We start from the raw sequence: 17,792 nt of genomic DNA, 5'->3' as shown, positions 1-17,792 counted from the left end.
GGCTGCACACGGCTGGGCCGACCGATGACGTTGACCCGCGAGCCCATCGCTCGTAGTTTGAAGATTTACGGCGAATAAGGAGGCTTCGCGTGGCACGGCGGGCCCTGGCAGTGGCGGTCACCTCGGTGGCCCTGCTGACGACGGTGCCGAACGCCTTGGCGGCACCGGGGTTCCCCGATGTGGATTCCCTGATCGACGACAGCGGACCGTTGCCCGGTTCAGTCAGCGACCTGCAGGCGGTGCCCAGCGTGGTCTTCGCGACCGATTCCGGGCTGGTCTGCCGGGCGCGGCAGGGCAGGATCACTCATGACGTCAACTGCGCGGGCGATATTCCGGGGGCGCCGCGCGACGCCGGCTCGGTGGAGCTGCCTGGGATCTACGGGAAGGAAAGCATCCCCGCTCGTTTCCTTCCCGCCCCACCGGATGCGTTGCTCGCCGGAAACCCGCCGGCTGCAAAGCTTCCGGTGGGCCACAAGATCGTGTTTTGGGACTTCTCACCCACCCAGTCGATGGTTTGCGGGGTTCCGCCGTCCACCGACTTGGTCTGTGTGCTCCGCGAGCCCCAGGTGCGCGGTGAGGTGAGTAGTCCGGTGGCCACCCACGGCTTCGTCATCGCCGCACCCCAGAGCTGGGTCTTCTAAGCCCGTTACGGATGCCGGGCGGTGACCCCACCGTCGACGACGATCTGGGTTCCGGTGATGAACGACGCTCGGGGCGACATCAGGAACGCCACCGCCTGGGCGACCTCGGCCGGTTGACCGATGCGCCCCAGCGGCGCCGCAGCAACAAAGCCGGCGGCGACTTCTTCGACGTCGAGCGCGATCTGCAGCATCGGGGTTTCGATGAAGCCCGGACAGACCGCGTTGATACGGATTCCGGCCGGACCCAGTTGGGCGGCCATCGACCTGGTCAGCCCCAGCAGTCCGGCCTTGGAGGCGCAGTAGGCGGGGATGAACGGGTTGGCGGTCAGGCCCTCGATACTGGAGATACCGACCACCGCCGGGTCGCCGCCGGCCCGGGCGACCGCCTCCAGGTGCGGCAGCATCAGCTGCACCAGCATCGCCTGGGCGCGCAGGTTGACAGCCATCACGGCATCCCAGGATTCGCCCGTGTAGGCGCCCACCGGTTCGGGCAGCACTCGGCCCGCGGCATGCACCAGCCCGTCGATTCCGTCGAGTGCTTCGGCCGCTGCTGCGACCGCAGCGGGCAGCCCGGCGTCGTCGCAGACGTCGACCACAGCGCCGGGCATCCCCAAACTCTCGGCCACCTCCAGAACCGCCGGGGCGATGTCCCACAACGCAACCCGGCGACCTTCGGCAACCAGGGCCTGGGCGCTGGCCCGGCCGATTCCCGATGCTGCCCCGGTGACGACAACTCCGCTCACCTCAGCGCTCCTTTGCGATGACGAACTGCGACCAATCCGGTTCGCGCACCGCCGACCAGTATTCGTCGAGCCGCCACGGGCTCACCGTGTGGATCTCGCCGTCGGCGTTCTTGAAATAGGAATGCTTGACCGCCGGATGTGCCCACACCGTCTGGGCGATCGCGGTCTGGGTGGCCTGATGCCATTCGGTGGCCGCTTGCGCGGTCGGCTCGATCGAGTGCAGTTGTTCGTCGGCGAGCTTGGCCAGACAGGCGTCGATGTAGCGCATCTCCAACTCGGAGTTGAAGATCAGGCTGCCGCCGTGCGCCAGATGCGCGCCGGGCCCGTAGAGCACAAAGAAGTTGGGGAACCCGGGCACCGTGATGCCCAGATACGCATACGGTTTGCTGCCCCACAACGCGTGCAGATCGGTGGCGTCGCGGCCGGTGATACGCATCGGCCACAACACATCGGTGTGCCGAAATCCGGTGGCGTAGACGATCACATCCACCTCGTGGTGGACGCCGTCGTCGGTCTCCACACCTTGCGGGGTGATCGTGCGTATCGGGGTACGTATCAGTTCCACGTTGTCGCGCCGCAGGGTTTTGAGCCAGGTGCCGTTGTCCTGCAGGGTGCGCTTGCCGGTCGCCGGATAGTCGGGCAGCACCTTGGCCAGCAGCTCGTCGTCGTCGCCCACCTGATCGGTGATCCAGCCGGTGAACATCTGCCGGGCCAGGGCGTTGATCTCGCTCACGGCATAGTCCTGGTCCGGATAGTCCGGATCTACTCGGGCGGCCTCTAAGCCCTTGTCGGCGCCGGGCCACAGCAACAGGAAGCGGTACCAGCGGCCATAGAACGGCAGGTGCTGCAACGCCCAGCGCACCCCGTCATCGACGGCGTCGTGATACATCGGATTGGGGAACATCCACTGAGCGGTGCGTTGAAACACCGTGAGGTGAGCCACCTTCTCCGCAATCGCGGGTGCGATCTGGAACCCGCTGGCGCCGGCACCGATCAGCGCCACCCGCTTACCCGTCAGGTCGACGCTGTGATCCCAGGCCGCGGAGTGAAACGACGGCCCGGCGAAACTGTCCGCCCCGTCGAGATCGGGCAGATTCGGCCGGTTGAGCTGACCGACCGCGGTGATCACCGCGCGCGCTGCCAGCGTGGACACCGCACCGTCGGCGGTACGGGTGGTCAGCGTCCATGTTCCGTTGCTCTCGTCCCAGACGGCGTCGGTGACCTCGGTGCCCCACCGAATGTGTTCAGCCAGGCTGTGTTTGGTGACCAGATCGGTGAAGTATGCCCGCAGCTCGGGCTGCTCGGCGAAGTAGTGCCCCCAGTCGTTGTTGGGTTCGAAACTGTAGCAGTAGAAGTGGTTCGCGACGTCCACCCGAGCACCCGGATAGTCGTTCTCCCACCACGTTCCGCCCGGACCCTCGTTCTTCTCGATGATCGTGAAGGGAATGCCGGCCTGCGCGAGCCGGATTCCGGCCAGCACGCCCGATTCGCCGCAACCGATCACTACCACCGACAGCTCCGCGGCGCGGTCCACCGGCGCAGGACCGCGCGGGTCGACCCCGTCGAGGTCGAGTTCTTCGGAGAGCAGCCCCAGGTAGGCATCCGGCACGGTTTCGCAGGCCGCCCAGTCCATCATCTCCTTGACCAGCTCGGCGGGCAGGGGAGCGGGCTGCGGACAGCCGCGGTCGCGGTAGCCGATGATCACCGGCAGCGCTTCGGCGCGGGCGCGGGCCTTGTCCTCTTCGGACATGAACCCCTGGATCTCGTTGAGGAAGATCCCGTTCTGCCTGTAGTCCCGGATGAAGCGGGGGTCGCCGGTGATGTGCACGCACGACAGCAACAAGGTGGGGATCGAGACCTGCTCCAACGCGGCAGCGATCTCAGAATCGGTGGTGGTGAACGGTTCCCCGGCGTAGCGGTTGCGCAACGGCTCGGCCCTTTCCCTGTATTCGCTACTGTGCGACGCGAAATTGAATCGGACGATACGCGAGGCTCAGAGGCTGATCAAGGGTTGGGTGGCGCCGGCTCACCCGGCCGCGTCGATCTTCGGGGTGATGCCGTTGAGGATGTCCTGTGCCGCATTGGCCGGGATGCTGTTACCGCAGACATCGGCCTGCGCGACGACGTTGTTGCGGACGGTCAGGGCGTCCTGGCACGACCAGCCGCCACCGCCCTCGCTGATCGCGGTCGTCTTGACGAGCTGATCGGACTCGGTGACCTCAGTGACCGTCCAGAAAACGCGTGGCTCATTGTCGCCGCTGGTCACGGTCATGTTCACGGTGCGCCCGGCGCACCTTTTCCACTTGTCGCTCTGCTTCGTGTAGAACGCCTGCGCGTTCTCCGCCCGCGGAAAGGCCGCCACCGATACCAGCAGACCGTGCTTCAGGTCGTGAGTATCGATGTCGGGCGGGCTGTACCAGCGCTGCCAGCGGATCGCGGTCCAACCGGTGCCGGCGTAGACGGGCCCTGAGGCGACCGAACTGATGCCCTGACAGTCCGCGTCCACCACGGTGACCTCATCCATCGCCTCACCGCTCATCACGACTCCGAGTTCGGGATCGGCCACCGCCGCAGCGAGGTCTTCCTGGCGAGGCAGCAACCCCTCAATCTTGGCGACCGGCACCGGTGCCTTGTCCGAGGATGCCGAGGTCGTCGTGGAGGTCCCCGTCTTTGCGGCGGGCTTGGCCGTGTCGTGTCTGCCGCGCCCGGACAGCGTCACGGTGAGCACGACACCGATCACCGCGATCACGGCGACCGTGGCCAGCACCGTCCACATCTTGCGGCGATTGGGACCTGGTGACCCCGGTGGGGGACCGCTGAGCCCAGGTGGCAGCAGTGGCGGCGGGAATGGTCCGCCTCCAACCGGCGGGATCGGCTGGTTTATGGGCGCGAAAGGGGGCTGTTGGTACGGATTGGGCGTCGGACCGTGCGGTTCGCTCATGAGGTGCCCCCACATCCCCTTGGGGCCGATCGTAGGAGGTCGGCCCGGTTTTCCCAGACGTTATCAGCGGTCGGTCTGTCCGTGTCTGCATCAACCATGCGAGGCTGTACGCCGTGGCGGACGTCAGAACGCGCCTGGCCGCGGTGTGGCACTTTGTGCATACCGCGCCCCTGACTTACCTGTGGCTGGCGGTGCTGGGAGTCACCACCGCCATTCAGCACCTGGTCGGTCCGCGCCTGCACACCATGCTCGTCGAGCAATCCACCAACCTGCATCATCTGGCTACCGACCCGCTGGAGGTGCTGGTCTCCAGCATGCTGTGGATCGACGGCAAGGACTGGTCGCCGTATCTGGTGCTGTTCACCCTGTTTCTGGCGCCGGCCGAACATTGGCTGGGGCATCTGCGTTGGCTGATGGTCGGATTGATCTCCCACGTCGGCGCCACCTATATCAGCGAGGGTGCGCTCTACGCGCTGATCCACCTGCACCGCGAATCGGAGCGGTTGACCTACGCCCGCGACATCGGCGTCAGCTACTTTCTGGTCGGCGTGATGGCGGTGCTCACCTACCGCATCCCCCGGCCGTGGCGCTGGGCCTACCTGGCCGGGCTGGTGGTCATCTTCACCGTGCCCCTGCTGATCAACCCCGACTTCACCGCGATCGGCCACGCCGCCGCATTGGTCATCGGGTTGTGCTGCTACTCGCTGACTCACCCCCACCATCCGTTGCGACATCACCCGAGCGCCGTCGGCGGCCACTAGCCTGACAATCGCGAGTAGGGCGAGGAGGGCAAGTGCGGCATTACTACAACGTCGAGGTCATTCGCGCCGCCGAAGCACCACTGTTGGCGAGCCTGCCCGACGGGGTGCTGATGCGCCGGGCCGCGTTCGGTCTGGCGACCGCGATCGCTCGGGAACTGGCCGCGCGCACCGGCGGGATCGCCGGACGCAACCTGTGCGCGGTGGTGGGCTCCGGCGACAACGGCGGCGACGCATTGTGGGCGGCCACTCTGCTGCGCAGACGCGGCGTGGCAGCCAGTGCCATCCTGTTGGACCCCGAGCGCGCTCACGCCAAAGGGCTTGCGGCGTTCACGCGTGCCGGCGGCCGGATCGTCGACACCGTGCCGCCCGCAACGGATCTGGTGATCGACGGAGTGGTCGGCATCTCCGGGCGCGGCCCGTTGCGGCCGCACGCCGCCGAAGTGTTCGCCGAGGTTGAGACGGCGGGTATTCCGGTGGTGGCCGTCGACATCCCCAGCGGCCTGGATCCGCACACCGGCGCCGCAGACGGGCCCGCGGTGCGCGCCGCCCTCACCGTCACCTTCGGCGGCCTCAAACCGGTGCACGCGCTGGGGCAGTGCGGACGGGTCGAGCTCGTCGAGATCGGCCTGGACTTGCCGGACACCGACATTCATTCGTTGACCGCAGCCGACATCGAGTCCTGCTGGCCGGCGCCCGGCCCCCGCGACGACAAATACACCCAGGGCGTCACCGGAATCTTGGCCGGCTCGGCGACCTACCCGGGCGCGGCGATCCTGTGCGCCGGGGCAGCGGTGGCGGCCACCTCCGGCATGGTGCGCTACGCCGGAGCTGCTGACACCCAAGTGGTTTCGCACTGGCCGGAGGTGGTGGCCGCACCCAGTCCGGCGGCCGCCGGGAAGGTGCAGGCCTGGGCGGTCGGGCCTGGTCTGGGCACCGGCGAACAGGCCGCCGCCGCACTGTGGTTCGCGCTCGGCACCGATCTGCCGGTGATCGTCGACGCCGATGCGCTCACCATCCTGGCCGCCCACCCGACTCTGGTGGCCGACCGCACCGCCCCGACGGTGCTGACCCCGCATGCCGGCGAATACGCCCGGCTGGCCGGGCACCCGCCCGGGCCGGACCGGGTCGGCGCGGCCCGCGAGCTGGCCGACCGATTCGGGGCCACCGTCCTGTTGAAAGGCAACGTTACCGTCATCGCCGATCCGTCCGGACCGGTGTACCTCAACCCGGCCGGCGGGTCCTGGGCGGCCACCGCGGGTTCCGGCGACGTGCTGTCCGGGATGATCGGCGCGCTGTTGGCATCGGGCCTGCCGCCCGCCCAAGCCGCGGCCGCGGCCGCGTTCGTACACACCCGCGCGGCCGCAGCCTCTGCCGCCGACCCCGGACCCGGCGACACCCCGACGTCAGCCTCGCGCATTCTGGCGCACATCCGCACCGCCCTGGCCCAGCTATAGAGGAGAGTCGCAGTGACCCATTCCCACCCGTCCGTGCCGGCGCATGCCATCGCTCCCGCCTACACCGGCCGGATGTTCACCTCGCCGGTCCCGGCGCTGCGGTTGCCCGACGACCCGATGGACCCGCAGACCGCCTACCGCTTCATCCACGACGAGCTGATGCTCGACGGCAGCTCCCGGCTGAATCTGGCCACCTTCGTCACCACCTGGATGGACCCCGAAGCGTCGGCGCTGATGGCCGAGTCGTTCGACAAGAACATGATCGACAAGGACGAATACCCGGCCACCGCGGCCATTGAGCAGCGCTGCGTGTCCATGGTCGCGGACCTGTTCCATGCCGAGAACCTGCGCGATGACGACCCCGCCAGCGCGATCGGGGTTTCCACCGTCGGGTCCAGCGAAGCGGTGATGCTGGGTGGTCTGGCGATGAAGTGGCGCTGGCGTCAGCAGATCGGCGACGACTGGAAGGGCCGCACCCCGAACCTGGTGATGGGCTCCAACGTCCAGGTGGTGTGGGAGAAGTTCTGCCGCTACTTCGACGTCGAACCCCGCTACCTGCCGATGGGCCAGGACCGCTACGTGATCACCCCCGAGCAGGTGATCGATGCCGTCGACGAGAACACGATCGGCGTGGTGGGCATCCTGGGCACCACCTATACCGGGGAACTGGAACCGATCGAGGCGATCTGCGCGGCACTGGACACCCTGGCAGCCGGCGGCGGGCCGGACGTGCCGGTGCACGTAGACGCGGCCAGCGGCGGATTCGTGGTGCCGTTCCTTCATCCCGGCCTCAAGTGGGATTTCCGGCTGCCGCGGGTCGTCTCGATCAACGTCAGCGGCCACAAGTACGGCCTGACCTATCCGGGCATCGGCTTCGTGGTGTGGCGCAGCGCCGACTACCTGCCCGAGGAGTTGGTATTCCGGGTCAACTATCTCGGCGGGGACATGCCGACATTCACGCTCAACTTCTCCCGGCCGGGCAACCAGGTCGTCGGCCAGTACTACAACTTCCTGCGGCTGGGCCGCGCCGGCTACACCGAGGTGATGCGGACCCTGTCCGACACCGCCCGCTGGCTGTCGCATCAGCTGGCGGCCTCTGAGCACTTCGAGGTGATCAGCGACGGTTCGGCGATCCCGGTGGTGAGCTGCCGGCTGGCCGGCGAGCGCGGCTACACCGAGTTCGACGTGTCCCACGAGTTGCGCACGTACGGCTGGCAGGTACCGGCCTACACCATGCCGGAGGGCGCCGAGGACGTCGCGGTGCTGCGCGTCGTGGTCCGTGAGGGGCTGTCGGCCGATCTTGCCCGGGCGCTCTTCGACGACATCATGAAATCGGTGACCGCGCTCGACAAGGTGAAGCCTGGCGGGCACTACGACGCGCAGCACTTCGCCCATTGAGGCCTTCCCGTCGAGTGTGCGTTTTCGTGGGTAAAACCGCGTTAGGACCGACCAAACCGCACACTCGGCGCGGGAGATCACCAGGTTTTCTGGCAGCCGCGGCTGATCAGGGCTGCTCCGACTCGGTCCAGGAACCTCCCGGGTGCCATGTGCAGCGTGCGACTCGTCAGCTTGATGTCGATCCACCCGAGTTCGAGAAGGGTGTTGTAACGCTCGGCGTCACGTTCCCGCTGCTTGGGATCGATCCAATGGTGGGCGCCTTCGAAGTCGACGCCGACCAGGTGCTCCTTCCACCCCATGTCGATTACGGCGACAAGTTGCCCGTAGTCGCCATACACCGGGATCTGGGTCTGCGGCCGGGGAAACCCGGCGCGCACGAGCAGCAGTCGGGTGAGCGACTCGTAGGGTGAGTCGGCTCCTCCGTCGACAAGCTGCAACGTCTCGTCGAGTTGCCGTAGCCCCCGCGCACCCCGGTGTGCGTCAGCCAGCGCCATGACCTCCACCGCCTTGAGGTCGGTGGCATTCATCAAGGCGTCGATGCGCTGCACCCCTTCGGTGAGCTTGAGATGTCTGCCCAGGTCGAATGCCGTACGCGCAGCTGTCGTCGCCGGCAGCCCGCGTACCGTCCGAGTCTCGCCGGCTAACAGCGTCTCGGTGTGCACGGTGAGTAGCGGCGGTGCTCGCCGATTGCCGTAGATGAGTGCCGCGGGGCTGTCGGCGTCGATCCACTTTGCCCCCAGAAGCGCTGATGCCGACAGCCCGGCAAGAACTCCACGCCGACGCGACCACAGCCAGGCGGCCCGGGCCCGCAGCGTCGCCGAGAGAGCTGCCTCGCGTGGCAGCCAAACACCGGGGTAGAGCCTCGTATAGTCACGGCGCAGCCGGTCAGGTGTGATGGCGCCGGCGGCCAGCGCTTCTGCGGCCCGAATCGGCCACACCGGTGCTGGCATGACCGCAGCCTGGCACCCCGGGGCGGCTCGGGGACGACGTCGATCCACAGGCGGGCGTCGAGTGTGCGTTTTCGGTCACAAATCGGCCTCCGAGCCGATCAAACCGCACACTCGGCGATCCGACGGGCCGGTTCGGCAGCTTCTGGGACAATCGAGGCTGACATGACTGCCGTATCCCGAACGTCCGGTCTGCTCGCGCAAGCGCTGGTGGACCTGGACGCCATTGCTCACAACGTGCGGGTGCTGGACGAACACGCCGGCGCCGCCGGGGTGATGGCTGTGGTCAAGGCCGACGGCTACGGCCACGGCGCCGTCCCGGTGGCCCGCGCCGCACTGGCCGCCGGCGCGGCCGAACTCGGGGTCGCCACCGTCGACGAGGCCCTCACGTTGCGAGCGGCCGGGATCACCGCGCCCGTGCTGGCGTGGCTGCACGGGCCCCACACCGACTTCGCTCCGGCCCTGGCCGCCGACGTACAGATCGCGGTCTCCTCGGTGGCGCAGCTGGACGAGCTGCTCGACGCGGTGGGGCGTACCGGGCGCACCGCGACCGTCACCGTCAAGGCCGACACCGGCATGAACCGCAACGGGGTAGGTGCCGCTGACTTCCCGGAACTGGTGACCGCGCTGCGGAAAGCTGTCGCCGACGACGCGATCCGGGTGCGCGGCCTGATGTCGCATCTGGCCTGCGCCGACGAGACCGCTAACCCAGTCAACGACGTTCAGGCCCAACGGTTTTCCGACCTTATGAGGGTGGCGCGCGCGCAGGGCCTGGAGTTCCCGGTCGCGCACCTGGCCAACTCGGCCGGGGCCATGACCCGCCCCGACCTGGCCTTCGACATGGTCCGGCCGGGAATAGCCATGTACGGCCTGAGTCCGATCCCCGAGCGCGGCGACATGGGTCTGATTCCGGCGATGACGCTGAAATCTCTTGTGGTGCTGGTCCGTCCGATCAAAGCCGGGGAGGCCGTCTCCTACGGGCACACCTGGGTCGCCCCGGTCGACACCACCGTGGCACTGGTGCCGATGGGCTACGCCGACGGAGTGTTCCGACCGCTGAGCGGACGGTTCGACGTGTTGATCAACGGCCGGCGCCGGCGCAGCGTCGGGCGAGTGTGCATGGACCAGTTCGTCGTCGATCTGGGTCCGGGCCCCGTCGACGTCACCGAGGGTGACGAGGTCATCGTGTTCGGGTCCGGAGCAGACGGCGAACCGCTGGCCCAGGACTGGGCCGACGTGCTGGGCACCATTCACTACGAGGTCGTCAACAGTCCACGCGGGCGGGTCGCCCGGACATATCGGGGCGCCGATGGCGGGTAACCGGCGCGGGTCACGGCGGGCCGGCGGCTGGCTGGCGGGGATGGCCGGTCTGGCGGCCGTCGGCACCATCGCCGGAAGCACCATCGCCCGGTCGGTGACCCGACGCACCACCGCCGAAGACGCTTACGCCGACGAGGATTTCGAAATCCTCGACCACGACCACAGCTCGGTGGTGGTCACCGACGACGGCGTCGAACTGGCGGTACGCGACGTGGGTCCGCGCAATGCACCGTTGACCGTGGTGTTCGCGCACGGATTCTGCCTGCGGATGGGCTCTTTCCATTTTCAGCGGGCGCGGCTGGCCGCCGAGTGGGGCGATCAGGTGCGCATGGTCTTCTACGACCAGCGTGGGCACGGCGATTCCACTGTCGCCCCACCGGGGACCTACACCGTGCCGCGCCTCGGCCAGGATCTGGAGGCGGTGCTGCGGGCGGCCGTGCCGCGCGGTCCGATAGTGCTGGTCGGGCATTCGATGGGCGGCATGACGGTGCTGGCGCACGCACGGCAGTTTCCCCAGCGCTACGGCAACCGGATCGTCGGCGCGGCGTTGATATCGTCGGCCGCCAAAGGTGTTTCGCGCTCCCCGCTGGGCCAGATCCTGCGCAACCCGGCGCTGGAAGCCGTGCAGTTCAGTGTGCGCTACGCGCCGAAGCTGGTGCACCGCGGCCGCGGCGCGGCGCGCGGGGTGATCGCACCGATTCTGCGGGCCGCCTCCTACGGCACCGACCAGATCAGCCCGAGTGTGGTGGCCTACTCCGAGGAGATGATGCACTCCACCCCGGTCGCCACCATGGTGGGCTTCCTGCACGCCCTGGAAGTGCACGACGAGAGTGTCGCGCTGCCGACGCTGGCCAAGATCCCTACGCTGGTCGCCTGTGGCGACCAGGACCTGCTCACCCCGCCGGGGTACTCGCGGGCGACGGCGGCCACGTTGTGGGATTGTGAGCTGGTGATCGTGCCCGGGGCCGGGCATCTGGTGCAGTTGGAGGAACCCGATGTCATCGACGAGGCGCTGGTGCGACTGGTGGAGCGGGCCACCCCGCGCCGTGGCATGCTGACGCACCGGTTGCGCCGGAAGGCCGGGCGCAGTGGCTGATCCGCAGGAGGCGACCTTGGCCACCGCCGAGGACACTGTTGCGCTGGGAGCTCGGCTGGGTGAACAGCTGCGCGCCGGCGACGTGGTGGTGCTGTCCGGACCGCTGGGCGCCGGAAAAACCGTGTTGGCCAAGGGGATCGCGGCGGCACTGGATGTCGACGGCCCGGTCACCTCACCGACGTACGTGCTGGCCCGCGAGCATCGGGCCCGCCGGCCCGACAGCCCGGCGATGATCCACGTCGACCTCTACCGGCTGCTCGACGAGTCGGGCCTGGACCTGTTGGCCGAGCTGGACTCTTTGGACCTGGACACCGAACTCGACGACGCGGTCGTCGTGGTGGAGTGGGGCGAAGGACTGGCCGAGCGGCTCTCCGACCGGCACCTCGACATCCGGTTGGACCGCGCGGCCGACTCCGAGACGCGCACCGCGAGCTGGCGGTGGCACACGCCATGACCGGAGCGATTCTGACCATCGACACCGCCACCCCCGCCGTCACCGCAGGCGTGGTGGTCCTCGATGAGGCTGGTCGACCGACCGTATTGGCCGAACGGGTCACGCCCGACGCGCGGGCTCACGCCGAACGACTGACCCCCAACGTGCTGGGCGCCCTGGCCGACGCCGAACTGAGCATGGCCGATCTGGCTGCGGTCGTGGTGGGTTGCGGGCCGGGACCGTTCACCGGCCTGCGGGTCGGGATGGCCAGCGCGGCCGCCTACGGCCACGCCCTGGGAATCCCGGTCTACGGCGTGTGCAGCCTGGACGCGATCGGCGTGCGCACATCCGGCCCGACCCTGGTGGTCACCGATGCCCGCCGTCGGGAGGTCTACTGGGCGCGCTATCGCGACGGTGTCCGGGTGGCGGGCCCCGCGGTGTGTGCCCCGGCCGACGTCGATCCCGCCGATGCAGTCGCGGTGGCCGGCTCGCCCGCGCACACCGAGCTGTTCGATCTGCCGGCCCTCGATGCCACCTACCCGACCCCTGCGGGACTGGTTGCCGCAGTGCGGGACTGGAACGAGATTCCGGAGTCGCTGGTGCCGCTGTACCTGCGCCGCCCGGACGCCAAACCGCCATCGACGGCCGCTGTGCCGGTGACGCTGGGCGCACTGGTGGACAGCGACGCGGAGCGCTGCGCCGAATTGGAAGCCCAACTGTTCGGCGGCGACGACCCGTGGCCCGCCGAGGCGTTCAGCCGGGCGATCGGTGCGCGCGACCACCACTACGTCGGGGCCCGGGTCGGCGATGCCGTGGTGGGTTACGGCGGAATCGCGCGGCTTGGGCGCACAGCGCCGTTCGAGTACGAGGTGCACACCATCGGGGTGGACAAGGCCCATCAGGGGCGCGGCATCGGGCGGCGACTGCTTGCCGACCTGCTGGAGTACGCCGACGGGGGCGTGGTGTACCTGGAGGTCCGCACCGACAACGCCGCGGCAATCGCGCTGTACCGCGATGTCGGCTTCGTCGAGACCGGCCTGCGTAAGCGCTACTACCGCAACGGCGCCGATGCCTACACGATGCGGCGGGAGGCTAGCTCATGACAGTAGTCCTGGCCATCGAATCCTCTTGCGACGAAACAGGTGTCGGCATCACTCGCCTGGAAGCCGATGGCACCCTGACGTTGCTGGCCGATGAGGTGGCCTCCAGCGTGGAGGAGCACACCCGCTTCGGTGGTGTGGTGCCCGAGATCGCGTCGAGGGCCCATCTGGAGGCACTCGGTCCGACCATGCGCCGGGCGCTGGACAAGGCGGGTATCCGACGCCCTGACGCCGTGGCGACCACCATCGGGCCGGGCCTGGCCGGTGCGCTGCTGGTGGGTGCGGCAGCGGCCAAGGCCTATGCGGCGGCCTGGGGGGTGCCGTTCTATGCCGTCAACCACCTGGGCGGGCACCTGGCCGCCGACGTCTACGAGTTCGGTCCGCTGCCCGAATGCGTGGCGCTGCTGGTCTCCGGCGGCCACACCCACCTGCTGCACGTGCGGTCGCTGGGCGAGCCGATCGTCGAGCTGGGCAGCACCGTTGATGACGCCGCAGGGGAGGCCTACGACAAGGTGGCCCGGCTGCTGGGGCTGGGCTACCCCGGCGGGCGGGTGCTCGACGAGCTGGCCCGCACCGGGGACCGCAGTGCGGTGGTGTTCCCGCGCGGGATGACCGGCCCGCGCGACGACCCGTACGTGTTCAGCTTCTCGGGCTTGAAGACCGCGGTGGCCCGCTACGTCGAGAAGACCCCGGACTATTCGCCCGCCGATGTGGCGGCCGGTTTCCAGGAGTCGGTCGCCGACGTGCTGACCGCCAAGGCGGTTCGCGCGGCCACCGAACTGGGGGTCGGCACGCTGCTGATCGCCGGCGGGGTAGCGGCCAACTCGCGGTTGCGAGAGCTCGCCGAACAACGCTGCGCGGCGGCAGGTTTGAAGCTGCGGATTCCGCCGCCGCGGTTGTGTACCGACAACGGGGCGATGATCGCGTCGTTCGCGGCGCACCTGATCGCGGCCGGCGCTCCGCCGTCACCGCTGGACGTGGCCACCAACCCGGGCCTGCCGGTCATCCGCGCGCAGGTGACGTAACGCCAAGCGGATGTCCGCCGGCTAGGGGCAGATCATGTCCCGCGCCGCGCTGAGCCAGGAGCTGTAGGACCCCAGCGGGTTGTCCCTCTCGGCCTGGTCCATCGCGATGGACATCGCCTGGTTGTATGCGTTGTTGTAGTCGAGGCCCGTAGCGCCCTGGCCGCCGCTGATGCCGTTGCTGCCCCGAGGCAGGCCGAAGCCGCCCGAGCTGCCCCCACCACCGGCGCCGCCGGCGCCGCCGTCCGGGGGGTTGGAGTAAACATCGGGAATGTTGCAGAGGCCGGAGTTCCCGCCTTTGCCGCCCTCGCCGCCATTGGCGCCGTTGCCGCCGGTGCCAGTGGTAGAGCTGCCACCGGCGCCGGCCTGTCCGCCGGGGCCGCCGGTGCCGGGGGTGCCGGAAAGGGGGAGATCAGGAAAGCGCCGGCCGGGTCCGGCGTTGCCGGCGTTACCGCCGGCCCCGCCGGTGCCGCCGCCGGCGCCGCTGCCGGCGGTGCCGGACTGCGAGTAGCCGCCCGCGCCGCCGTCGCCGCCGGCGCCGCCGGTGCCGCCCGGGCCGCCATTGCCGCCGCCGTTTTGAGCCCCGGTGTCGGGATTCTCCCCGGGGGCACCGCCGTTACCGCCTTTTCCCCCGGCCCCGCCGGGGCCGGCTAGGCCGCCGTCGCCGCCGGTACCCGATCCCAGGGCCGAGCCGCCGGTGCCGCCGGCGTTGCCCTCGCCGCCGGCGCCACCGCGGCCGCCGGCGCCGCCGGCACCGCTCCTGCCCGCGTCAGGGGTCAGGAACGAACCGTTGCCCTGGCCGCCGTGACCGCCGATTCCGCCGTTGCCGCCCTGCCCTGCGCCGCCGCCGCTACCGCCGGTCCCGCCGTTGCCCGACCCCAGGGCGGTGCCGCCTTCACCGCCGGCACCGCCATAACCGCCGATTCCGCCGTTGCCGCCGGTGCCCCCCGCCTGCGCATCGGTAAAAACGGTGGCGGACTTGCCGTTGCCACCGCGACCACCGTCACCACCGGCCCCGCCGAGACCGCCGCCCCCGCCGGCCCCGCCGTTACCCGATGTCGAGCCACCCAAGCCGCCGTTGCCGCCGTTGCCGCCATTACCGCCGTTGGTGCCGTTGCCGGCGGGGCCGCCGTTGCCGTCGCTGCCCTGCGGGCCCACACTGCCGGCCGCGCCGTAGCCGCCGGCCCCGCCGTTGCCGCCGTTGCCGATCGACCCGCCGTTGCCGCCGTTGCCGCCGTTGCCCCCGCTGCTGCCCGGGAGGATGGCGGTGAAGCCCGCCCCGCCGTTGCCGCCGTTGCCGGCCGCGCCGGTGATCGGGATGCCGTTGGCGCCGGTTGCCCCGACGTTCCCGCCCGCGCCGGGCGTGGCGCCGGCCGCGCCGCCGGTCCCGCCGGCCCCGGCAATGCCGGGGTTACCGCCGTCGCCGCCATTCCCGCCGTTGACTAACACGATGTTGCCGTCGGCGCCGTTACCTCCATTGCCGGCTTTGCCGGCGTTGCCGCCATTACCCCCGGCCCCACCGTCGCCGTTGATACCCGCATGGCCCGATCCGCCCGCGGCCACGCCGCCGGCTGTTCCGCCGGTGCCGCCGTCGCCGCCGCGGGCTCCGTTGCCACCGTTGCTGCCGTCACCACCGTTTTGGCTCGCGGGATCGAGGGTGAAGACGCCGTTGGCGCCGTTGACGCCCGCGGCGCCGTTGCCGCCGGCCCCGCCGACGCCGCCGGTTCCGCCGGTTCCGCCGGTTCCGGAGATCGCGCCGCCCAAGCCGCCGGCTCCGCCCGCCCCGCCGGTGCCGCCGTTACTGCTGGGCGTATCCGGAATGGTGATGTAGGAATTGGGCCCGATCTGAACGACGCCCCCGAGAACCCCGTCGACACCTCTCGCGCCGGTTCCACCGGCCCCGCCGTTCCCGCCATTGCCGTGGTTACCCCCGTTGCCCCCGGTCCCACCGGCGCCGCCGGTCTGCCCGGCGGCAGTCGCGTTGACACCGGTCCCGCCGTCGCCGCCGTTGCCGCCACTGCCCACGGCCCCGAGGGCGCCGGTTTCGCCGACGTGGCCGCTACCCGATAAGCCACCGGTGCCGGCCGCCCCGCCGCTGCCGCCGGCCCCGGTATTGCCGGTGTTGCCGCCATTGCCGCCGTCCCCGCCGGCCCCTAGCTTGCCGCCGGACCCGGCCACGTTCGCCACGCCGGCCGCACCGCTACCGCCGTCGCCGGCTGCGCCGGCATTGCCACCGGCTCCGCCTGCGCCGCCACGGCCGTTGAGCCCCGCGCTGCCCGACCCGCCGGCGGCCACACCGCCTCCTGCGCCGCCGGTTCCGCCGGTTCCGCCGGTTCCGCCGGTTCCGCCGGTTCCGCCTGATTGACCCGCACCGTTGTCGTTACCCGACACTCCGGCGCCGCCAGCCACACCGTTGCCGCCGTTACCGCCGGCGCCACCTTGGCCGCCGACCCCGCCGGCACCGCCGTGGCCCGAGATCGAGCCACCCAGGCCGCCGGCGCCGCCGTTGCCGCCGGTTCCGCCGCCGGTGCCGTTGCCGCCCGACGCGCCCGGGTCGATTCCGCCTGAGCCGTTGACACCGGCCAGGCCGTTGCCGCCCCGGCCACCATTGCCGCCGTTGCCGGTCGCCCCGCCGTTGCCGCCGGCACCGCCGTTTCCGGCCATGCTGATGGCGTTCGCGCCGTTACCGCCGTTGCCGCCATTGCCGACCGCCCCGCCGTTACCGCCGGCCCCGCCGTCGCCGTCGACCGTGGCATTGCCGCCGTTTCCGCCGTTTCCGCCGTGGGTGACCGCGACACCCGCCACGCCGGTCCCGCCGATCTGGCCGCTGCCCGATCGGCCACCGGTGCCGGCCGCGCCGCCGGCTCCGCCGGCACCGGCGTTGCCGGGGTTACCGCCGTTGCCGCCGTTGCCGATGATTCCGCCGCTGGCACCGTTGCCGCCGTTGCCGGGTTTGCCCGCATCGCCGCCGGCCCCGCCGGCCCCGCCGTCGCCGTTGCGACCGGCCATGCCCAAGGCGCTCTTGACGCCGCCGCCGGCTCCTCCGGCGCCGCCCGCTCCGCCGGTCCCGCCGTCCCCGCCGTTGCGGCCGTCGCCGCCGTTGACGCTGGTGTTGCCGCCCAGACTGAAAACCCCGTTGACGCCGCTCAGTCCGTCGCTGCCGTCGCCGCCGGATCCACCAGCGCCGCCGTGCCCGCCGGCACCGCCCAGGCCCTCGATGGATCCACCCAGCCCACCGGCCCCACCGTTACCGCCGTTGCCGCCCGCCAGGCCATTGGTGCCGTTGCCGCCGGCGCCGGTGATCCCGTCGATGCCGGCCAGGCCGGCGCCGCCGCTACCGCCCGCGCCGCCGTCGCCGACGGTGCCGGCGTTGCCGCCCGCCCCGCCATCGGCCCCCGCTCCGCCGTAGCCGCCGTGGCCGCCATCGCCGAACCCAAGGGCGTTTCCGCCGTTGCCACCGACCAGCCCCGCCTCGGTCTGGTTGTAGCCGGCCCCACCATCGCCGAACCACAGCCCGCCATTCCCACCGTTGGGGTCGGCGGCGGTACCGTCAGCGCCGTTGCCGATCAAGAACATGCCCGTGAGGGCATTGATCTCGTTGTCGATCTGGAGCCCGAGCGGGTTGGTAATCCAGTCCTGCTCCAGGGCGTGCAGGGGCTGGTAGAACAGCTCGTCGAACCACACCTGAATTGGATCGCCCGAGGACACCGCCGGCAACACCAACGCCGCCCACGGATCATCCGATTCCGCGCCGGTATCCGGCGTCGCGGCCGGATCAAACAGGGCCGCAAAGGAATTGATGAGTTGGTCGATGATCAGATCGAACTCGTCGGCGTGCGCCGGCGGCGCGGCCGCCAGCGGAGCCATACCCAACGCCAAGAACGCCCCAACTGATGTACCCAAACTGGCCAGTCGACGACGATGCCCCTGCGCGAC

14 protein-coding genes are annotated in these 17,792 nt (G+C 70.2%); 9 read left to right on the top strand and 5 right to left on the bottom strand.

The window, feature by feature from the left end; all coding sequences use genetic code 11:
* Positions 1–89 precede the first annotated feature (89 nt).
* Positions 90–641 carry a hypothetical protein gene (locus RCP37_RS17010; protein WP_308484184.1) on the top strand — a complete coding sequence of 184 codons (552 nt, stop codon included), beginning with the start codon at positions 90–92 and terminating at the stop codon, positions 639–641.
* A 5-nt stretch (positions 642–646) separates the two neighbouring features.
* Here RCP37_RS17010 and RCP37_RS17005 read toward each other — a convergent pair whose 3' ends face one another.
* The 3 genes from RCP37_RS17005 to RCP37_RS16995 all read right to left on the bottom strand — a co-directional run bounded on the left by RCP37_RS17005 (position 647) and on the right by RCP37_RS16995 (position 4,151).
* Positions 647–1,384, bottom strand: a complete 738-nt coding sequence (locus tag RCP37_RS17005) for an SDR family NAD(P)-dependent oxidoreductase (RefSeq protein WP_308484183.1) — start codon at positions 1,382–1,384, stop codon at positions 647–649.
* Between the two features lies 1 nt (position 1,385).
* On the bottom strand, positions 1,386–3,311 hold the full coding sequence (locus RCP37_RS17000) for a flavin-containing monooxygenase (protein WP_308484182.1): 1,926 nt from the start codon (positions 3,309–3,311) through the stop codon (positions 1,386–1,388).
* Positions 3,312–3,410: 99 nt separating this feature from the next.
* Positions 3,411–4,151, bottom strand: coding sequence for a sensor domain-containing protein (locus RCP37_RS16995; protein ID WP_308484181.1), 741 nt, complete (start codon positions 4,149–4,151; stop codon positions 3,411–3,413).
* A gap of 287 nt (positions 4,152–4,438) precedes the next feature.
* Between RCP37_RS16995 and RCP37_RS16990 the strand changes: the two genes are divergently transcribed.
* Genes RCP37_RS16990 through RCP37_RS16980 form a run of 3 tightly spaced genes read left to right on the top strand, consistent with a single transcriptional unit; the run spans position 4,439 to position 7,938 of the window.
* On the top strand, positions 4,439–5,086 hold the full coding sequence (locus tag RCP37_RS16990; protein ID WP_308484180.1) for a rhomboid-like protein: 648 nt from the start codon (positions 4,439–4,441) through the stop codon (positions 5,084–5,086).
* Between the two features lie 32 nt (positions 5,087–5,118).
* Positions 5,119–6,540 (top strand): NAD(P)H-hydrate dehydratase, encoded by a 1,422-nt coding sequence (locus tag RCP37_RS16985; protein WP_308484179.1) that lies wholly within the window; start codon positions 5,119–5,121, stop codon positions 6,538–6,540.
* 12 nt (positions 6,541–6,552) lie between these two features.
* Complete coding sequence (locus RCP37_RS16980) at positions 6,553–7,938, top strand: glutamate decarboxylase (RefSeq protein ID WP_308484178.1); 1,386 nt, start codon at positions 6,553–6,555, stop codon at positions 7,936–7,938.
* 77 nt (positions 7,939–8,015) lie between these two features.
* Here the strand turns inward: RCP37_RS16980 and RCP37_RS16975 are convergent, their stop codons facing one another.
* Positions 8,016–8,888: a putative endonuclease domain-containing protein gene (locus RCP37_RS16975; protein ID WP_308484177.1), complete on the bottom strand. Its 873-nt coding sequence runs from the start codon at positions 8,886–8,888 to the stop codon at positions 8,016–8,018.
* Between the two features lie 162 nt (positions 8,889–9,050).
* Between RCP37_RS16975 and alr the strand changes: the two genes are divergently transcribed.
* The 5 genes from alr to tsaD are packed head-to-tail and all read left to right on the top strand — an operon-like array spanning position 9,051 to position 13,859.
* Entirely contained in the window at positions 9,051–10,205 is a 1,155-nt protein-coding gene (gene alr / locus RCP37_RS16970) for an alanine racemase (RefSeq protein WP_308484176.1), read from the top strand.
* Positions 10,195–11,301, top strand: a complete 1,107-nt coding sequence (locus tag RCP37_RS16965) for an alpha/beta fold hydrolase (protein WP_308484175.1) — start codon at positions 10,195–10,197, stop codon at positions 11,299–11,301. The genes alr and RCP37_RS16965 overlap by 11 nt, the downstream gene beginning before the upstream one ends.
* Positions 11,294–11,755 (top strand): tRNA (adenosine(37)-N6)-threonylcarbamoyltransferase complex ATPase subunit type 1 TsaE, encoded by a 462-nt coding sequence (tsaE, locus tag RCP37_RS16960; protein WP_308484174.1) that lies wholly within the window; start codon positions 11,294–11,296, stop codon positions 11,753–11,755. Before RCP37_RS16965 ends, tsaE begins: the two co-directional genes overlap by 8 nt.
* A complete protein-coding gene (gene tsaB, locus RCP37_RS16955; RefSeq protein WP_308484173.1) occupies positions 11,752–12,837 on the top strand; it encodes a tRNA (adenosine(37)-N6)-threonylcarbamoyltransferase complex dimerization subunit type 1 TsaB in 1,086 nt (361 codons plus the stop codon). The genes tsaE and tsaB overlap by 4 nt, the downstream gene beginning before the upstream one ends.
* Positions 12,834–13,859 (top strand): tRNA (adenosine(37)-N6)-threonylcarbamoyltransferase complex transferase subunit TsaD, encoded by a 1,026-nt coding sequence (gene tsaD / locus RCP37_RS16950; RefSeq protein ID WP_308484172.1) that lies wholly within the window; start codon positions 12,834–12,836, stop codon positions 13,857–13,859. Before tsaB ends, tsaD begins: the two co-directional genes overlap by 4 nt.
* A 21-nt stretch (positions 13,860–13,880) precedes the next feature.
* On the opposite strand, the gene RCP37_RS16945 is transcribed toward tsaD, so the two are convergent.
* A complete protein-coding gene (locus RCP37_RS16945; protein WP_308484171.1) occupies positions 13,881–17,759 on the bottom strand; it encodes a PGRS repeat-containing protein in 3,879 nt (1,292 codons plus the stop codon).
* Positions 17,760–17,792 lie beyond the last annotated feature (33 nt).

Source organism: Mycolicibacter sp. MU0102, assembly GCF_963378105.1.
In the GTDB taxonomy this organism is placed as follows: domain Bacteria; phylum Actinomycetota; class Actinomycetes; order Mycobacteriales; family Mycobacteriaceae; genus Mycobacterium; species Mycobacterium holstebronense.
Note: the sequence above shows the minus strand (reverse complement) of the source record. Positions and strands in the feature narration are given on the sequence as shown.